General features: G+C 47.2%; 16 protein-coding genes. 9 read left to right on the forward strand and 7 right to left on the reverse strand.

Features of this window, described 5'->3' with window-relative positions; all coding sequences use genetic code 11:
- Together L1N97_RS15305 and hemB are read left to right on the forward strand one after the other, a co-directional pair.
- Complete coding sequence (locus L1N97_RS15305; RefSeq protein WP_236130394.1) at positions 1-801, forward strand: TatD family hydrolase; 801 nt, start codon at positions 1-3, stop codon at positions 799-801.
- Positions 791-1,798 carry a porphobilinogen synthase gene (hemB, locus tag L1N97_RS15310; protein ID WP_229586055.1) on the forward strand — a complete coding sequence of 336 codons (1,008 nt, stop codon included), beginning with the start codon at positions 791-793 and terminating at the stop codon, positions 1,796-1,798. Before L1N97_RS15305 ends, hemB begins: the two co-directional genes overlap by 11 nt.
- 51 nt (positions 1,799-1,849) lie before the next feature.
- On the opposite strand, the gene gppA is transcribed toward hemB, so the two are convergent.
- Positions 1,850-3,475 (reverse strand): guanosine-5'-triphosphate,3'-diphosphate diphosphatase, encoded by a 1,626-nt coding sequence (gene gppA / locus L1N97_RS15315; RefSeq protein ID WP_329605566.1) that lies wholly within the window; start codon positions 3,473-3,475, stop codon positions 1,850-1,852.
- Positions 3,372-4,661, reverse strand: coding sequence for an ATP-dependent RNA helicase RhlB (rhlB, locus tag L1N97_RS15320; RefSeq protein ID WP_226751358.1), 1,290 nt, complete (start codon positions 4,659-4,661; stop codon positions 3,372-3,374). The genes gppA and rhlB overlap by 104 nt, the downstream gene beginning before the upstream one ends.
- A gap of 102 nt (positions 4,662-4,763) precedes the next feature.
- Between rhlB and trxA the strand changes: the two genes are divergently transcribed.
- Positions 4,764-5,090, forward strand: coding sequence for a thioredoxin TrxA (trxA, locus tag L1N97_RS15325; RefSeq protein ID WP_226751359.1), 327 nt, complete (start codon positions 4,764-4,766; stop codon positions 5,088-5,090).
- A 194-nt stretch (positions 5,091-5,284) separates the two neighbouring features.
- Positions 5,285-6,550 carry a transcription termination factor Rho gene (gene rho, locus L1N97_RS15330; protein WP_226751360.1) on the forward strand — a complete coding sequence of 422 codons (1,266 nt, stop codon included), beginning with the start codon at positions 5,285-5,287 and terminating at the stop codon, positions 6,548-6,550.
- Between the two features lie 152 nt (positions 6,551-6,702).
- Here rho and deoA read toward each other — a convergent pair whose 3' ends face one another.
- The 5 genes from deoA to L1N97_RS15355 form a co-directional block, all read right to left on the reverse strand.
- Positions 6,703-8,013, reverse strand: a complete 1,311-nt coding sequence (gene deoA / locus L1N97_RS15335) for a thymidine phosphorylase (protein ID WP_236130395.1) — start codon at positions 8,011-8,013, stop codon at positions 6,703-6,705.
- A gap of 2 nt (positions 8,014-8,015) precedes the next feature.
- Positions 8,016-8,444, reverse strand: a complete 429-nt coding sequence (locus tag L1N97_RS15340) for a cytidine deaminase (protein WP_306178596.1) — start codon at positions 8,442-8,444, stop codon at positions 8,016-8,018.
- A gap of 54 nt (positions 8,445-8,498) precedes the next feature.
- Positions 8,499-9,674 (reverse strand): MFS transporter, encoded by a 1,176-nt coding sequence (locus L1N97_RS15345; protein ID WP_236130396.1) that lies wholly within the window; start codon positions 9,672-9,674, stop codon positions 8,499-8,501.
- A gap of 87 nt (positions 9,675-9,761) precedes the next feature.
- Entirely contained in the window at positions 9,762-10,544 is a 783-nt protein-coding gene (locus L1N97_RS15350) for an amidohydrolase (RefSeq protein ID WP_236130397.1), read from the reverse strand.
- On the reverse strand, positions 10,532-11,680 hold the full coding sequence (locus L1N97_RS15355) for a methionine aminotransferase (protein ID WP_236130398.1): 1,149 nt from the start codon (positions 11,678-11,680) through the stop codon (positions 10,532-10,534). Before L1N97_RS15355 ends, L1N97_RS15350 begins: the two co-directional genes overlap by 13 nt.
- 143 nt (positions 11,681-11,823) lie before the next feature.
- On the opposite strand from L1N97_RS15355, the gene L1N97_RS15360 reads away from it, so the two are divergent.
- The 5 genes from L1N97_RS15360 (at position 11,824) to L1N97_RS15380 (ending at position 16,256) form a co-directional block, all read left to right on the forward strand.
- Positions 11,824-12,465 carry a methylthioribulose 1-phosphate dehydratase gene (locus L1N97_RS15360; protein WP_229586060.1) on the forward strand — a complete coding sequence of 214 codons (642 nt, stop codon included), beginning with the start codon at positions 11,824-11,826 and terminating at the stop codon, positions 12,463-12,465.
- The gene (gene mtnC, locus L1N97_RS15365; RefSeq protein WP_236130399.1) at positions 12,462-13,136 is read left to right on the forward strand and encodes an acireductone synthase; all 675 of its coding nucleotides are present in this window, start codon (positions 12,462-12,464) and stop codon (positions 13,134-13,136) included. The genes L1N97_RS15360 and mtnC overlap by 4 nt, the downstream gene beginning before the upstream one ends.
- Positions 13,137-13,142: 6 nt before the next feature.
- Positions 13,143-13,685 carry a 1,2-dihydroxy-3-keto-5-methylthiopentene dioxygenase gene (locus L1N97_RS15370; protein WP_236130400.1) on the forward strand — a complete coding sequence of 181 codons (543 nt, stop codon included), beginning with the start codon at positions 13,143-13,145 and terminating at the stop codon, positions 13,683-13,685.
- A gap of 178 nt (positions 13,686-13,863) precedes the next feature.
- A complete protein-coding gene (locus L1N97_RS15375) occupies positions 13,864-14,772 on the forward strand; it encodes a LysR substrate-binding domain-containing protein (RefSeq protein WP_226751369.1) in 909 nt (302 codons plus the stop codon).
- A gap of 671 nt (positions 14,773-15,443) precedes the next feature.
- Positions 15,444-16,256, forward strand: coding sequence for a hypothetical protein (locus L1N97_RS15380; RefSeq protein WP_236130401.1), 813 nt, complete (start codon positions 15,444-15,446; stop codon positions 16,254-16,256).
- Positions 16,257-16,293 lie beyond the last annotated feature (37 nt).

Here is a 16,293-nt window from a genome sequence, read left to right on the forward strand (position 1 = left end):
ATGCGCTGGTTTGACTGTGGGCTAAATCTTTTTAGTGCCCAATTCGCGGCCCAAGAAAGCGCCATTATCGCTGCAGCAAATGCCGCGGGTGTCACTGATTGTTTATTAATCAGTAGCGACTTAGCCGAAAGCCAGAAAAATCTCAGTTTTTGCCAGCAACATACCGGTTGTTACAGTACTGCTGGCGTGCACCCGCATCAAGCGGCAAACGTCGGGGCAGACTGGCTGCAACAACTTGCCCTACAGCTGCAAGCAAGCCATGTATTGGCGATAGGCGAATGTGGCTTAGACTTTAATCGCGATTTTTCACCACGCGACCAACAAAAAAAAGTCTTTGCCGAACAGCTCGCGCTGGCTAAGCAGTATCAATTACCCGTGTATCTGCACGAACGCGATGCCTTTGCTACGCAAATAGCCATGCTAAAAGAACAACCCCCGCTTCGCGGTGGCATTGCCCATTGTTTTACGGGCGATACTAACCAACTGAAAGCCTACCTTGAGCTTGGGCTTTATATTGGTATTACCGGTTGGTTATGTGACGAGCGCCGAGGCCAAGCCTTACAGCAAGCTATTCAATATTTACCAGCCGATCGTTTAATCTTAGAAACCGACGCACCCTATTTAACCCCCCGAACGATCAGACCGCGCCCTCGGCATAATACACCCGCTTTATTGCCCGCTATTGGTTCCGAAGTTGCGCGTTTAACGGGGCAAAGCTTAGCGCAAGTGGCCGAGCAGAGTTACCAAAATAGCTGTCGTTTATTGCAATTACCCGTTGAGGATCTTATTGATGCACACTAACCGTTTTTTTCCTGCTAGCCGTTTACGCCGCATGCGTGAGCATGATTTTAGCCGACGTTTAATGGCAGAAAATCAACTAACAGTGAACGACCTGATTTATCCGATGTTCATTATTGACGGTGTTAATAAACGCGAAGCCATTGCCTCAATGCCTGGTATAGAGCGGCTAACACTGGATTTGCTACTCGAAGAAGCCAAAGCATTAGTTGCACTGGGGATCCCTGCTATCGCGTTGTTTCCAGTCACCCCAGCCGCCAATAAATCATTAACCGCTGAAGAGGCGTGGAACCCCGATGGTTTAGCGCAGCGCGCAGTTCAGTTATTAAAAGAACATACACCCGAATTGGGCATCATTACCGATGTGGCATTAGATCCTTTTACCACGCATGGCCAAGACGGCATTATTGATGAAAAGGGTTATGTGCAAAACGACATTACCACCGCAGCATTGGTAAAACAGGCATTGTCGCATGCCGCAGCCGGTGCCGATGTGGTGGCGCCCTCTGATATGATGGATGGTCGAATTGGGGCGATCCGCGAAGCATTAGAAGAAGCCGGGTATGTGAATACCCGTATCATGGCTTACTCTGCTAAATATGCCTCCAGCTATTATGGCCCGTTCCGCGATGCGGTTGGCTCAGCTGGCAACCTAAAAGGTGGTAATAAAAAGAATTACCAGATGGATCCGGCAAACAGCAATGAAGCCCTGCACGAAGTGGCCATGGATCTAGAAGAAGGCGCGGATATGGTCATGGTAAAGCCAGGTATGCCGTATCTGGATATTGTCCGTCGCGTGAAAGACGAGTTTGGCGTGCCGACTTTTGCCTACCAGGTTAGTGGTGAATACGCCATGCACATGGCCGCTATTCAAAATGGCTGGCTTGCAGAGCAACCGGTGGTTATGGAGTCGTTATTAGCCTTTAAACGGGCAGGCGCAGATGGCATTTTGACGTATTTTGCGAAGAAGGTCGCGATCTGGTTAAAACAAAACGGTTAAGCGACAAGAGGTTGCTTGCTGCCCTGCTTTTAGCAATGGCGGCAAGCAGACTTAATTGATAATTAATTCCCAACCCGCTTGTTGCTGATATTGCACTTCTTGTTCTAACTCGGCACGCATTAACGGATGCTGCTCTAGCCAACCCGCTGGCATCGTTAAGGTCAGGGTTTCTGCCTTAGCGCTAATCGTTACCTGCGGTAAAGCCTCCAGCCGACGCCGCATCGACATAATCACCGCTAAACGTAAGATCCGCGTTAAACGCACGGTTAATAACACCGAGGTCATGGTTTGTCTGGCGATCACTTCCCGTGCGATATCAGCACGATGGTTATACACCAAAGCCATCACTAACTGCTGTTGCGCACGGGTAAACCCGGGCAAGTCAGAATGATTGATAATATAAGCACCATGATGATGATGATTTTTATATTCAATCAGTAAGCCCAGTTCATGCAATAAGGCACCAGAACGAAGCATGCTGTGCCCTTCAAACTTTTGCAGATCCCAACGGCTTTGTAATTGCCCAGCCAACTCCGTCGCCATCTCGGCAACCCGCTCGGCATGTTGCTGGTCAATAAAGTAACGCACCATCAAGCTGTTTACCGTACGATTACGCACATTACTGTCTTGCAGGCCCGGCAACATGCTATACAGCACGCCTTCGCGTAAAGCGCCACCGGATAAGGTCATGCCACTGATTTGTAGCTGCCGAAACAGCGCAATCAAAATCGCTAAACCAGAGGCAAACACTTGTTTACGTTCTTGCGCTAAACCTAAGATACTTAATTGCTCAACCGGACCACACGCCATGGCTTGCTGCATAATGTCTTCTAAACGGCGCAGTGTAATCACTTCATCTTTGCCCTGCGCCACCAAGATTTCTTGCATGGCTTGCACGGTGCCTGACGCCCCCACCGCAATCTGCCAACCTTCATGAATAAACGAATCACGGATCTTAACGATTTCCGTTTCAGCCGCTTGAATCGCCGCTGAGAAATTATCTTCGCTTAATTGTTGGTCTGTAAAATAACGCTCAAGGTAGGTTACGCAGCCCATATTCAGGCTAGATAATAAGGTCGGTGTAAAACCCTGGCCAATGACGACCTCGGTACTGGCACCGCCAATATCGATCACCAAACGGTTGCTGTCGCTATTGGAGGTATGTGCAACACCTAAGTAAATAATGCGCGCTTCGTCTTCACCGCTAATCACTTGCACCTGTTGGCCAAGGATCGCTTCTGCTTCTTGCAAAAACACTTTGACGTTTTGGGCTAAGCGTAAGGTGGCAGTGCCGACAATGCGAATATTTTCAGCAGGAATATCTTGCAAGCGCTCGGCAAATAACGCCAAACACTCCCAACCACGTTTCATGGCTTTGTGGCTGAGGACTAAGTTGTCATTTAAACCCGCAGCCAAACGTACTTTGCGTTTAACCCGGCCAATAACTTGCACTGAACCGCCAACCACCTTGACCATCAACATATGAAAGCTGTTGGAGCCGAGATCAATCACCGCATAAATATCACTATGCGGTGAGCGTATCGAGGCAGCGTGATCGCTGTCGAGGGAGTGATTATCTAGGGCGGCTGCGAGGAGATCTTGTGCCATTACTCGGGCGTCCACTATTACCGCGGTTACCTGCACCACTTCGTGCTTGTGCTGGACGGCGTCTAACACGTGGCTTCGGTGGTGTAACATCAGTTAACAAGGCGTCAGCATCATACTGGGTAACAGGTACCGGATGCCGAATATACTCTTCGATCGCGGTTAAATTCAAGGCATAACGCTCACAAGCAAAACTGATCGCTTTACCACTTTCACCCGCACGGCCAGTACGACCAATACGATGCACATAATCTTCGCAATCATCGGGTAAGTCATAGTTAAATACATGACTAACCATCGGAATATGCAAACCACGCGCAGCCACATCGGTGGCAACTAAAATATCTAACTTACCGGTAGTAAAATCGTCGAGAATTTTTAAACGTTTCTTCTGAATAACATCGCCAGTCAGTAAACCGACGCGGTGACCATCAGCATCTAACCAATGATACACGTCTTCACAGGCGTGCTTAGTATTCGCAAAAACAATGGCTTTATCTGGCCATTCTTCTTCTAATAACGTCAGCAACAAGGCCATTTTGTGTTCATGTGCTGGATAAAACAGCTCTTCACTGATCCGGCTGCCGGTCATTTCTTCAGGTGCGATATGGATATGCACTGGCTGATTCATTTTTTCAAAGGCCAGTTCTTGTACCTTGTAAGACAAAGTAGCAGAAAAAAGTAAACTTAACCGCTCAGTGACTGGCGGCATACGATTAAACATAAAGCGGATGTCTTTGATAAAGCCCAAATCGAACATGCGATCGGCTTCATCTAACACCACCACTTGAATTTGTGACAGCTCAAATAAGCCTTGTTTTAAATAATCAATTAAGCGACCGGTAGTGCCGATCAAAATATCTACGCCTTGTTCCAGCAGTTGCCGTTGAGAATCGTAACCCTCGCCCCCATAAATCAAGCCAAGCCGCAGATTCGATTTTTGCGCTAGCATAACGGCATCATTATGGATCTGAACCGCCAACTCTCGCGTAGGAGCCATTATGATGGCGCGAGGTTGACCTGAACCCTTGGGTTCATGCGTAAGCAGATGATGGAAGGTAGCAGTAAGGAAAGCGAGTGTTTTACCCGTTCCCGTCTGTGCTTGACCTGCAATGTCTTTCCCAGCAAGCGCTAGGGGTAAACATTGTGCCTGAATTGGCGTACAATAGTCATAACCTTGCGCTGCAAGAGCGTCAAGAACCTGTGGTGCCAATCCGAAATCGGCGAATTTATGCGATGTTAAGTGTGTTTTATTCATATCTACCTAGCATAACTGTTACGCTTGCAATAAGAAACAGCCGCGATTAAATTGATAATATATTTTTTGCAGTGTAACTGCACAGCATGAACGGAGAAATAGATGAGCGAACATATTTTACAGGTTTCTGACGACAGCTTTGAAGCTGATGTATTAAAAGCAGAAACGCCAGTACTGGTTGATTTCTGGGCGGAATGGTGTGGCCCATGTAAAATGATCGCGCCGATCCTGGATGATGTCGCATCTGAATATGCGGGTAAAGTTGCAGTGGCCAAGGTCAACATTGACCAAAACCCGAACACACCACCAAAATTTGGTATTCGTGGCATTCCAACCTTGCTGTTATTCAAGAATGGTCAAGTTGCCGCCACTAAAGTAGGTGCTCTGTCAAAAACGCAATTAAAGCAGTTTTTAGACAGCAACATCTAACGATGTGCTAAAAAGGCGTATTTTTTGTACGCCTTTTTTCTATTGTCCGCTGGACGGACGTTATCGCAGCTGCTATTGTGTGCAGTAGCAAATACCCTGAACCACGCTTGTCTGTCGAATAAACCAACTTCTATCCCATATTTATCGAATTGATAAGCATTTAATCTGTTTCCACCAACAAGAACCCATCAAATATGCATTTAACAGAACTGAAACTGAAGCCAATTAGCGAGCTGGTTGAGTTAGCTGAGTCTATGGGCCAAGAAAACATGGCTCGTCTGCGCAAACAAGATATCATCTTCGCCATCCTTAAATCCCATGCCAAAAACGGTGAAGAAATTTACGGTGATGGTTGCTTAGAAATCTTACAGGATGGCTTTGGTTTCCTTCGTTCCTCTGACAGCTCGTACCTAGCTGGCCCAGACGATATCTATGTCTCGCCTAGCCAGATCCGCCGCTTTAACTTGCGTACAGGTGACAGCATTTCCGGTTTAATTCGGCCACCTAAAGAAGGTGAGCGTTACTTCGCCCTGCTAAAAGTCAGCGAAGTTAACTTCGGCAAACCTGAGCATGCGCGTAACAAAATCTTATTCGAAAACTTAACGCCGCTGCATGCGAACTCACGTTTACGCATGGAACGGGGTAACGGTAGCCGCGAAGATATCACGGCACGTGTGCTAGACTTAGCCTCACCTATCGGTAAAGGCCAGCGCGGGTTGATTGTCGCGCCACCTAAAGCCGGTAAAACCATTCTGTTGCAAAACATCGCCCAATCTATCGCCGCCAATCATCCTGATTGTGTGCTGATGGTGTTGTTAATCGACGAACGCCCAGAAGAAGTCACCGAGATGCAGCGTTTAGTGAAAGGGGAAGTGATTGCATCTACCTTTGATGAACCGGCTAGCCGTCACGTACAAGTTGCTGAAATGGTTATCGAAAAAGCCAAGCGCTTGGTTGAACACAAGAAAGACGTGATCATCCTGCTTGACTCGATTACGCGTTTAGCTCGCGCTTACAACACCGTGATCCCTAGCTCAGGCAAGGTATTAACCGGTGGTGTGGATGCTAACGCCTTGCACAAACCAAAGCGTTTCTTTGGTGCGGCACGTAACGTTGAGGAAGGTGGCAGTTTAACCATTATCGCCACAGCCTTAGTAGATACCGGTTCTAAAATGGACGAGGTTATCTACGAAGAATTTAAAGGTACCGGTAACATGGAACTGCACTTATCGCGGAAAATCGCTGAGCGCCGTGTGTTCCCTGCTATCGACTTTAACCGTTCAGGTACGCGCCGTGAAGAATTACTGGCGTCACCAGAAGAACTGCAAAAAATGTGGATCCTGCGCAAAATCTTACATCCGATGGATGAAACCGATTGTATGGAATTCCTTATCGATAAATTGTTAATGACGAAAACGAACGACGAATTCTTTGATGCGATGAAGCGTCAGAAGTCTTAAGTTGAGTTGTTAATAAAAAAACCGGCGCAAGCCGGTTTTTTTATGACTGTACGCCACATTTAACAAAACGAACCGGGTAGCGCGTAGTGCACTACTCGTTTCGCGCGTAAAAACACCGCTTAAAAAATCTTAACAGCAAACCGCAACTCGCGTTAACCAATCACTTGATGTACTAACGGTGCTACCGCGGTACGGTCAAAACGACACGCGGCTAAAAACTCCGCTTTTGCCATCTCGGCTGCAGCCGTGGTTGCCGCATGCACGGTGGCTAAAGGTTGCCCTATACTGACTTGATTTCCCGCACTGACAATTTGACTAAAGCCAACTGCAGGGTCAATTTTCTGTGCCGGATGCGAACGCCCCCCACCCAATCTTACAACGGCCATGCCTAAACCAACGGTGTTGGCATAGTGCAGTTCTCCTGCTTGAGGTGACTCGATCACTAAACTCGCTGGTGCTGCCGCTAAATATTGCGCAGGCTTTTCAAACAAGTCTGCGGGGCCACCCATGGCACTGACCATCTTCGCAAAAATCTCTGCCGCTTTACCCGAACTCAAACTGTGCTCTAACGCAGCTACCGCAGCGGCTTTATCGGCATACACCTTACCTAGAACCAGCATATTCGCACCGAGTTCTAAGGTTAATTGATGTAATCTGGGCTCACGGTATTTACCGGTTAAATAATCCAGCGTTTCCATCACTTCTAACGCATTACCCGCAGTAGCCCCTAAGATTTGATTCATGTCAGTAATTAACGCGCGCGTAGCGACACCTGCACCGGTTGCAGTGTTAACAATACTGTTCGCCAGCGCAGCAGCATCATCCGCCGTTGCCATAATGGCCCCATTGCCCACTTTAACGTCCATCACCAGCACATCTAAGCCTTCAGACAATTTTTTCGACAAAATAGACGCAGTAATCAGTGGTATAGATTCTACCGTGGCCGTCACATCACGAATGCCATACAAACGACGATCTGCAGGGGCGAGCTCACTACTTTGACCAACAATAACGCAACCTAACTCAGGTAACAGTTGGCGAATACGGTTCAGTGATTGCGTACAGCTATAGCCTGGGATCGCTTCCAGTTTGTCTACTGTGCCCCCCGTATGGCCCAACCCACGGCCGGCAATACTTGGCATATAGGCACCACAGGCTGCGACCATCGGAGCTAACATGAGCGTGACTTTATCACCCACACCGCCCGTGCTGTGTTTATCAACTACTGGGCCATTTAACTGACCATGCCAATTCAATACCGTGCCTGAATCGCGCATCGCTAACGTTAAGGATACGGTCTCGGCTACCGTCATACCGTTTAAATAAATGGCCATGGCCAGCGCAGCCGCTTGGCTATCGCTAAAGCTGTCGTCTGTTAAACCTTGTACGAACTGTTTAATCTCGGCCTCAGTTAACACTTGGCCATTCCGTTTTGTTTTAATAATTTCCTGTGGGATCGCCATGCTTAATCCTTTGATATCTTGTTACTAGCAGCTAAATAGTTAGGGGTAAAGGCATCGGGTAATAAGTATTGCAGTTCCCAATGTTGCTGTTGACCTAAATGGTTACAACTGGCGATAGGGCTGTCTGGTTGGAAAAATTCTGCAATTACCTGACGACACATACCGCAAGGCGGTGTCAGCTTTTCTTGAGGGGTATAGACCATCACGGCCAATAATTTACGATGCCCCGCCAACACGGCAGCGGCGATGGCATTGCGCTCTGCGCATACGGTTGCACCATAAGAAGCATTTTCAACATTACAACCAGCAAAGATGTGGCCATTCTCGGCCAGCACAGCTACGCCTACAGGGAATTGACTATAAGGGGCGTATGCCTGCGCAGCGGCGTCTTTTGCGGCCGCTTCTAACGCGGCCCAATTAATTGTCTTCACAGCTAAAACTCAGTGACTAATGGGCATATAGTTTTGCTGGGTTTTTCGCTGCGGTCAAGCGCTTGCGGTTAATGGCGTTAAACGACGGCAGAACAACAGAATCATCAGCAACAACCAAGCACAGGCTAAAGGGACTAACCAGTAAGCTTGTAAAATACCCGCTTGCTGCGCCCACACCCCAGTGGCTAAACCCGCAAATTGAAAGCCCACAGAAGTGCCAATGCTGGCAATACCCGATAACACAGGGCCATTCTCACTATCTATATCCATCGCGGTTGCCAACATCAGTGGAAATAAGCCGCCGATGCCTAAGCCCAGTAATACATTACCTGCGGTAAGTTGTGGCAAACCAACACTGAGTTTTAATAACAAAGCACCGCTCAGTGCGAGCGAGGCTAGCAGCAACATTAATTGCGCTGGGCTGCACCAACGGAGTAATAAAGCAAAGCCCAAGCGGCTAAGCACCATACCACCGGTAAACCAAGCAAGTAATAATCGCGCTTGCTCGGTTTCTATACCGATACCGTCTGCTGCGTAACTGACAAACCAATTACCTTGGCCCCACTCAGCTGCGCCGTAGCCAATCATCACTAAAAACATTAAGAAAAATAGCGGCTGGCGCAGCACTTTGGCATAAGACAAACTACTGCCTTTGTGCTCCGCCTTACTGGCCATGTGTGGCTGCGCCTTGGCGACATATAAGCTGTAGAACCCTAATAGCAGTAAACCCAACGCAATAAAGCGCAGCGGCCAGCGCCAATCGTCTAGCACCCAAAATAACACCACGACCCATAAGGGCGCGGCCAAGGTCCCTAAACTAAACATAAAATCCATCAGCCCCATCATCGCGGCGCGTTTATTCGCAAACAATCTCGCGATCAAGGTGTGGCCCACAGTAAACATCACCGCGTAAGTCATGCCCACTAACACGATGAGCGGTAGTAATAACTGCCAGCGAGTAATAAATGAGAACAATAACAGTAACAAGGTTTCAACCAACGCCAAGCTGGCAAACAACCTTAAAAAGTGAAAACGCTGCGCATATTTGCCGCCCATCACCGCCCCAAGAATGGCGCCCATCGACAACAAACTAAAAAATAGACCACTGATACTGGTCGACATTTGTAGGTCTTTGGCCATATCAGGCAATAAAATGCCCCATAAAATGATCAAATTACCTAACAGAAAAAAACCACTAAAAATCACTGCGGTTGGCGCTGCACGCGACATAACCTACTCCAAAATGCTGACCGAATGGGCTTCGGTATCAGCGAAAAAGTTGCTTCATCCCTGCTAGGCAGTAAGGCGGATCACGTTTTAACGCTCAACCAAGTTAAAGTGGTCGGCATCTAAAGCGGCTGGAAATTTTTCACGAAAGGCATGTAATGCCTTAAGATCGGCTGTGGCATAGAGTACTCCGGCTTCGTCTGCGGCAAGCTCTGCTATTGGCTTTCCCAGATAGTCCACAATTAAACTGTCACCCGCATACTGCATACCATTACCATCTTGACCCACCCGATTACAGCCAAACACATAAGCTTGATTTTCAATCGCCCGCGCTTGCAATAACACCCACCAAGCACGACTGCGCGGTGCTGGCCAGTTAGCCACGTAGATCATCGCATCATAGTCATTTTTATTACGGCTAAATACGGGAAAACGCAGGTCATAACAGACTTGGAGCAAGATGCGCCAGCCACGATAATTAACAATAACGCGCTGCTGCCCAGCCTGATAAGCATGATGCTCTCCTGCCATACGGAACAAATGCCGCTTATCATAAAATTGCACTGCGCCATCCGGCGTCACAAAATATAATCGATTTACCCGATGATTTTCTGCCGTGCGCACAGCGACTGAGCCAGTGATGGCCGCCTGATACAACGCAGCTTGCTGTTTTAACCACAACAAGGCCTCACCCGGTTCTGGCTCTGCCACTTGCGAGCTATCCATACTAAAGCCAGTACTAAACATTTCGGGTAGCACAATTAAGTCTACCTGCTCTACATCAGCTAATTGCGTCGTCAACTGAGCCAGGTTTGCTTGGCAATCTTGCCACACTAACGTGGTTTGCAGCACCGCGACCTTTAAAGTTGACATAAGATCTCCGCAGCCTGCGCCAAAGTATGTTGCTCTTTAGCAAAACATAAACGAATAATCCGATCTGCTGAACCTTGCTGATAAAACACAGAAAGCGGAATGGCTGCCACTTTATGCTCAGTGGTGAGCCACTGACAAAACTGCACATCGGTCATTTCGGCAGCAATTGCACGGTAATCTAACAACTGAAAGTAAGTACCGGCACAGGGAAGCAAGGTAAATCGGCTAGTCGCTAGCGCCGCAGCAAAAAAATCGCGTTTTTGCTGATAAAATTGCCCCAGCTCGGCAACCTGTTCGGGCTGCTGTTGCAACATATCCGCAATGGCATATTGGGCCGGCGTAAAACTGGCAAAGGTGACATATTGATGAATCTTTCTAAACTCAGCGGTGAGCGAAGGCGGGGCTATGGCATAGCCTAATTTCCAACCAGTAACATGAAAGGTTTTACCAAAAGAGGATACCACCACGGTACGCGCCGCTAATGCCGCGAAGCAATGCGCGCTCAGTTGTGCAGCCTGGTCAAACACCATGTGCTCATACACTTCATCACTGATGCAATACAGCTGATGTGTCAGCACCAACTGTTGTAAAGCCAGCCAGTCTGATTCGTTAAACACCATACCGGTGGGGTTATGCGGGCTATTGACGATAATTAAACGGGTCCGAGGCGTCATCACCGCGGATACTTGTGACCAGTCAACCTGATAATCAGGTGCTTGCAGCCTAACATGCACGGGCGTACCACCGGCTAACTGGATTGCCGGAGCATAACTGTCGTAGGCGGGATCAAACAGCAGCACCTCATCACCAGGCTGCACGAGCATTTGGATTGCCACAAATAAGGCTTCCGTTGCACCTGACGTTACCGTGATCTCACTATCGGCACAGACCTGTCGCTGATAACAACGCGCGGTTAACGCCGCAACTTGTGATCGTAACATCGGCACACCAGGCATCGGCGCATATTGATTTAAACCCTCCGCACTGTGCTTAACTAAGCGCTGTAACAAGAACGGATTAGCTGCAAAATCCGGAAAACCTTGCGACAGGTTAATGGCATGATGCTCTGCCGCTAATTGCGACATCTGACTAAAGATGGTGGTACCTACCGCAGGTAACTTGGAAACTATCGACATAAGTGCAGAAAAAGTTGCGAAAACTACCTTCAATGCTATCATTTGGCTTATTTCATGTATAGACATCTATACGCTTAAACACTTAAACGTATGGCTTTATTATTTCCCGCGATGAGGCAAACCGTTATGAAGGTAAGGTTCTGATGAATAATACCGCACAGGTGCAACAACTTAATCCAAACGCTATTGCGCTATGCACTTTAGGCCGTTGGATCGCCAGCCGCCACTGGGTACCCGCCACCGGCGGCAATTTCTCGATCCGTCAAACTGACAATATGGCGTTGGTTACCGCATCAGGTAAAGACAAAGGTGAACTTAGCCCACAAGATTTATTACCGGTGAGCTGGCAAGCCGATCAACTGCATTGCCAATACGGTACTCCCTCGGCAGAAACCGCACTGCATGCTCAGCTTTATCAACTAGATCCTCAGATCAAAGCCGTTTTGCATACCCATTCCGTGCATGCTACCGTTTTTTCTCGCTTGATCGGTGCCGATAACTACCCATTTCGGGGTTATGAAATGCAAAAAGCCATCAGCGGCATTCAGAGCCATGAGCAAACGCTTACTTTAGCGATTTTTGACAACACTCAAGATATTCCGGCTTTAGCTCGACAGGTACAGCAACGCTGGAAAAGCAAAGCCTTGCCATTTGCGCTGTTAGTGAGAGGCCATGGCCTTTATGTGTGGGGATACAGTTTAGCTGAAGCAAAAAGGCATTTAGAAGGCTGGGAATTTCTCATAAACTGCGAGCTTGAACGTCTAAAAATAACAGGAAAACCGTGACTTATTCAGCCATTATTACCGACATCGAAGGCACCACAACACGCATTAGCTTTGTCACTGAGGTGCTGTTTCCTTATGCTCGCTTACATTTAGCGGCTTTTGTTCGTCAGCATCAACAGCAACCGGCGGTCTTGGCGGAACTAACCGCCGTGCGCGAACAGTTACAGCAACCAGAAGCAGATGTTGAACAATGCATTAGTGCTTTGTTGTCTTGGTTAGATGCCGATCAAAAAATGACGCCGTTAAAAAGCCTTCAAGGCATGATTTGGCAAGAGGGTTATCAGCAAGGTCATTTTACGGGCCATCTGTATCCCGATGCCGTAGCGCAATTGCAGGCGTGGCAACAGCGCGGTATTCCATTGTACATTTACAGCTCAGGCTCTGTTACTGCCCAACAACTCTTGTTTAAATACTCTGACGCGGGTGATCTTACGCCCTTACTCAGTGGCTATTTTGATACGCGCATTGGTGCGAAACGCGACTTAGCCAGTTATCAAGCTATTTTAAAACAACTGCAATTGCCGCCAGCACAGGTGTTATTTTTATCAGATGTCGTCGCAGAATTAGATGCCGCACGGCAAGCAGGCATGGCTACGGTGCAGTTAATCCGTGAACAACAAGCTGCTAGCAATCACCCCGTTGCCGAAAACTTTTATCAAATAGAGGTATAAATAAGCATGAGTGTTTTGCGTATTTTCGCCATTAATCAACCGGAACAAGCTCGCTTTTCTTCTAGCAACGCCCATGAGATCAGTGCACAGTTACAACAACAAGGCGTGCAATTTATGCAGTGGCAAGCCAATGCGCCTATTGATGAAAACAGCAGCGCTGAACAAGTGATGTTGGCTTATGCCTCAGATATTGCCAAACTACAACAACAGCAAGGTTACAGCACTGTCGATGTCATTTCTTTGCATCCAAGCCATCCTGACAAGGCGGTATTGCGACAAAAGTTTTTGGATGAGCACATCCACACGGAAGATGAAGTACGATTTTTTGTGCGAGGCCAAGGCTTATTTTGCTTACATTTAGGCGATGAAATCTATCAAGTGTTATGTCAGCAAAATGATTTGATTAGCGTACCCGCCAACACTCCGCATTGGTTTGATATGGGTAGTGCCCCAGATTTTACCGCTATCCGTTTTTTTAATAATACCGAAGGCTGGGTTGCTCATTTTACCGGCAGTGCAGTGTCTCGTCAGTTTCCGCTGTTAGACTAAATTAAGCACAAAATGCACCAACTTCGTGCATTTTGTGCTTAAAGTCAGCTTATTGTTGCCAATAAACCACTGAATGCGAAGATATTGCATTTAGTGGTTCAGCTCTTGCATTAACTTTGTCATACTTAACACCTACACTAACCAATTTATCCCATGCTTTACTGCAGGTAAGTCTTTTATGTCTTTGCAAACACCGCTTCGCGGTCTACGTTGTTTTTGTGTTGCAGCTGAATGTTTAAGCTTCAAAGATACGGCTAAACAGCTGTACTTAACGCCTTCTGCTGTCAGCCATCAGATCAAACAACTTGAAGACAATTTAAATTTAAGCTTATTTGAACGGAAAACGCGGGCCATAGAATTAACCGAAACGGGCAAGCAATTTTATCTTGAAATAAAACCGTTACTGGAACAGTTAAGCCAAACCATTACCCAATTTAGCCAAGTTGAACGCGTGCGTGAAGTGAGCATCTCCATGCCTGAATTCTTTGCCAGTGAACTGTTTGTGCCACGTTTGCGGGGATGGTCAGAGCAATTCCCCAATATCAACTTAAAGTTAGAAACCGTTAAATCACGACGCGAAAACACTAAGTATACCGATGTCTCTGTGGTGCTATCCGGTAAAAAACCTGAAGACGCTTCCGTTTACGATTTATTCCCGATCAGTTACTTACCCGCTTGTAACCCAGCACTGTTTCAAAAATTGCATAACAAAGGTTATCGGGTATTAGAAAAAACACCGCTTATTTTGCATCAAGCACGGCCAACCGCTTGGCATCAATGGGCCGAACGTGTCGGTTATCATCAATTTCAGCCAAAACAAATTATCCAACTCGATAGTATGTTTAGTGTGGCACGTGCTGCGCAGCAGGGTTTGGGCGTTGCGTTAATTCCAATGCCCATCAGCCACGCATGGTTTACTGGCGGCTCTTTAGTTAAATTATTTGAACAAGAGTTAGTCAGTCGCGATCGCTATTACCTCGTGCAACATAATGATGATACCGACCGGCCGGAAATTAAACTGCTGATTGATTGGATCTTAAAAAGCTTTCATACCGCCGACTTCTCTTTACCCGCCATGACTAAGTGATGATTTCTCTGCCGTTTGCGCCAAGGCCGTAACAGCCAATCGCCTTCTTCCTTGCTCCTGCTAGTTTATTAATGAGTGCCAAGAAGCGTTAATGGCTATTTTTTCTTTATTTCGCACCCGATAATTTTCCAGCCTAATCGACTACTCTTTGCGCAAACACCCCGTATTTACTGCATTTTGGGCTATTATTGCCGCTTTATTAACCTTAAAAAGTTCCAATGATACAGTTGAATAAATTTAATCTATCAGGTTTTTTTTTATCGTTTGTACCGATCGCTACAAAATTCTATAGTTAACCCGTGTTCGAGATTCGAATGCAGCGGTTAAAGTTGTTGAAGGGTTTAACCTACCCTTACCTGTCTACCTTGTCTTAGCCCGGTTTTTATAAACCGGGCATTTTTTTGCCCAAAATTTCTTAGGCTACCTAGCCAAAAGCAACAGTCACTAATGCTTGGTGCAAATTTTTTATTTATTTTTGTATGGACTCAAAAATAAATTACCTAGCAATAAGCCCTTCATATTAAACAGTAAAAAATAGAATTCACCTGCAAAAACTTGACTAATGCGCCAGCATGCGCGCTTTTTTTTAATTTTTTTTACTGGTCGTTGGAATAAAGCGAACAGCTGAGTCGTTATCGCAGTGTCACTGATGACATTACGAGGAAAACATCATGAAAACATTATTCAAGCCAACATTAATCGCCTTAGCCTGTTTCACTGTATTCTCAACTGCAGCGCAAGTTGCCGTAACTGCTGAAACCAATACCTCTAGCCAATTACAACTGCAACAACAGTTCTCTGCAGCCGGTAACAACAGTGCCAGCTCAGCCAATGCCAATCAACAAACTAACGCAAATGTAGCTGCCAACTCTACCGCAACGCCAGAAACTGAGACATCCGCTGAGATGAACAGCGAAACCAATGCCAACGCTGATATGCAAGTGACGACTGAACAACCACAAAGTGATGAAGCAGCTGGCGAACCTGAAGAAGCAACTGAAACAGCGCCAGCTGAAGAGCTAAGTGTCGATGAAGAAGCCCAAGCAACCACCTCGGCAGTCACTGAACTGGCAACACCATTGGCAGCAAATGCCGAAACCTTAGTGAGTTTAGGCGAGACCGCGCTGTTAGATACTGGCAGCAATGTTGCTACTTTAGCCGCATCAACCAGTAGCGCCGTTATGACCAGCGTTACTGCCAGTGCGACTTCTGCAAGTGACTTAACTAGCGCCGCTGCACAAACATTACAATCGGCAGTCAATACTGATCTGCTCAGCAGTGTCAGTGCATCAGCAACCGAACAAGTGACAGCAGCAATTACTAGCAATGCGGCTGGCGCCGTTCAACAACAAGTGATCAGCAATACCAACCAATTGGTGCAGCAAAATGCCAATGCCGAAGTGATGAACAGTGTAAGCCAAGCCGTCAGCGCTGAAGTATCTAACACCGTGCGCAACACGCTGAAGTTATCTACCGGTTTATAAGCCCCCTGATGCGCCGACCACACCGTCGGCGCCTTTT

Origin of the sequence: Rheinheimera sp. UJ63 (assembly GCF_021568285.1) — a bacterium.
Lineage (GTDB): Bacteria > Pseudomonadota > Gammaproteobacteria > Enterobacterales > Alteromonadaceae > Alishewanella > Alishewanella maricola.

What these genes read in the sequence shown, in the direction of transcription:
- deoA (WP_236130395.1), bottom strand. Translation starts at nt 8,013, where the DNA reads ATGGCGATCCCACAGGAAATTATTAAAACAAAACGGAATGGCCAAGTG.
- L1N97_RS15380 (WP_236130401.1), top strand. Translation starts at nt 15,444, where the DNA reads ATGAAAACATTATTCAAGCCAACATTAATCGCCTTAGCCTGTTTCACT.
- rho (WP_226751360.1), top strand. Translation starts at nt 5,285, where the DNA reads ATGCATTTAACAGAACTGAAACTGAAGCCAATTAGCGAGCTGGTTGAG.
- L1N97_RS15360 (WP_229586060.1), top strand. Translation starts at nt 11,824, where the DNA reads ATGAATAATACCGCACAGGTGCAACAACTTAATCCAAACGCTATTGCG.
- L1N97_RS15355 (WP_236130398.1), bottom strand. Translation starts at nt 11,680, where the DNA reads ATGTCGATAGTTTCCAAGTTACCTGCGGTAGGTACCACCATCTTTAGT.
- L1N97_RS15345 (WP_236130396.1), bottom strand. Translation starts at nt 9,674, where the DNA reads ATGTCGCGTGCAGCGCCAACCGCAGTGATTTTTAGTGGTTTTTTTCTG.
- L1N97_RS15375 (WP_226751369.1), top strand. Translation starts at nt 13,864, where the DNA reads ATGTCTTTGCAAACACCGCTTCGCGGTCTACGTTGTTTTTGTGTTGCA.
- hemB (WP_229586055.1), top strand. Translation starts at nt 791, where the DNA reads ATGCACACTAACCGTTTTTTTCCTGCTAGCCGTTTACGCCGCATGCGT.
- trxA (WP_226751359.1), top strand. Translation starts at nt 4,764, where the DNA reads ATGAGCGAACATATTTTACAGGTTTCTGACGACAGCTTTGAAGCTGAT.
- L1N97_RS15370 (WP_236130400.1), top strand. Translation starts at nt 13,143, where the DNA reads ATGAGTGTTTTGCGTATTTTCGCCATTAATCAACCGGAACAAGCTCGC.
- L1N97_RS15305 (WP_236130394.1), top strand. Translation starts at nt 1, where the DNA reads ATGCGCTGGTTTGACTGTGGGCTAAATCTTTTTAGTGCCCAATTCGCG.
- rhlB (WP_226751358.1), bottom strand. Translation starts at nt 4,661, where the DNA reads ATGAATAAAACACACTTAACATCGCATAAATTCGCCGATTTCGGATTG.
- L1N97_RS15350 (WP_236130397.1), bottom strand. Translation starts at nt 10,544, where the DNA reads ATGTCAACTTTAAAGGTCGCGGTGCTGCAAACCACGTTAGTGTGGCAA.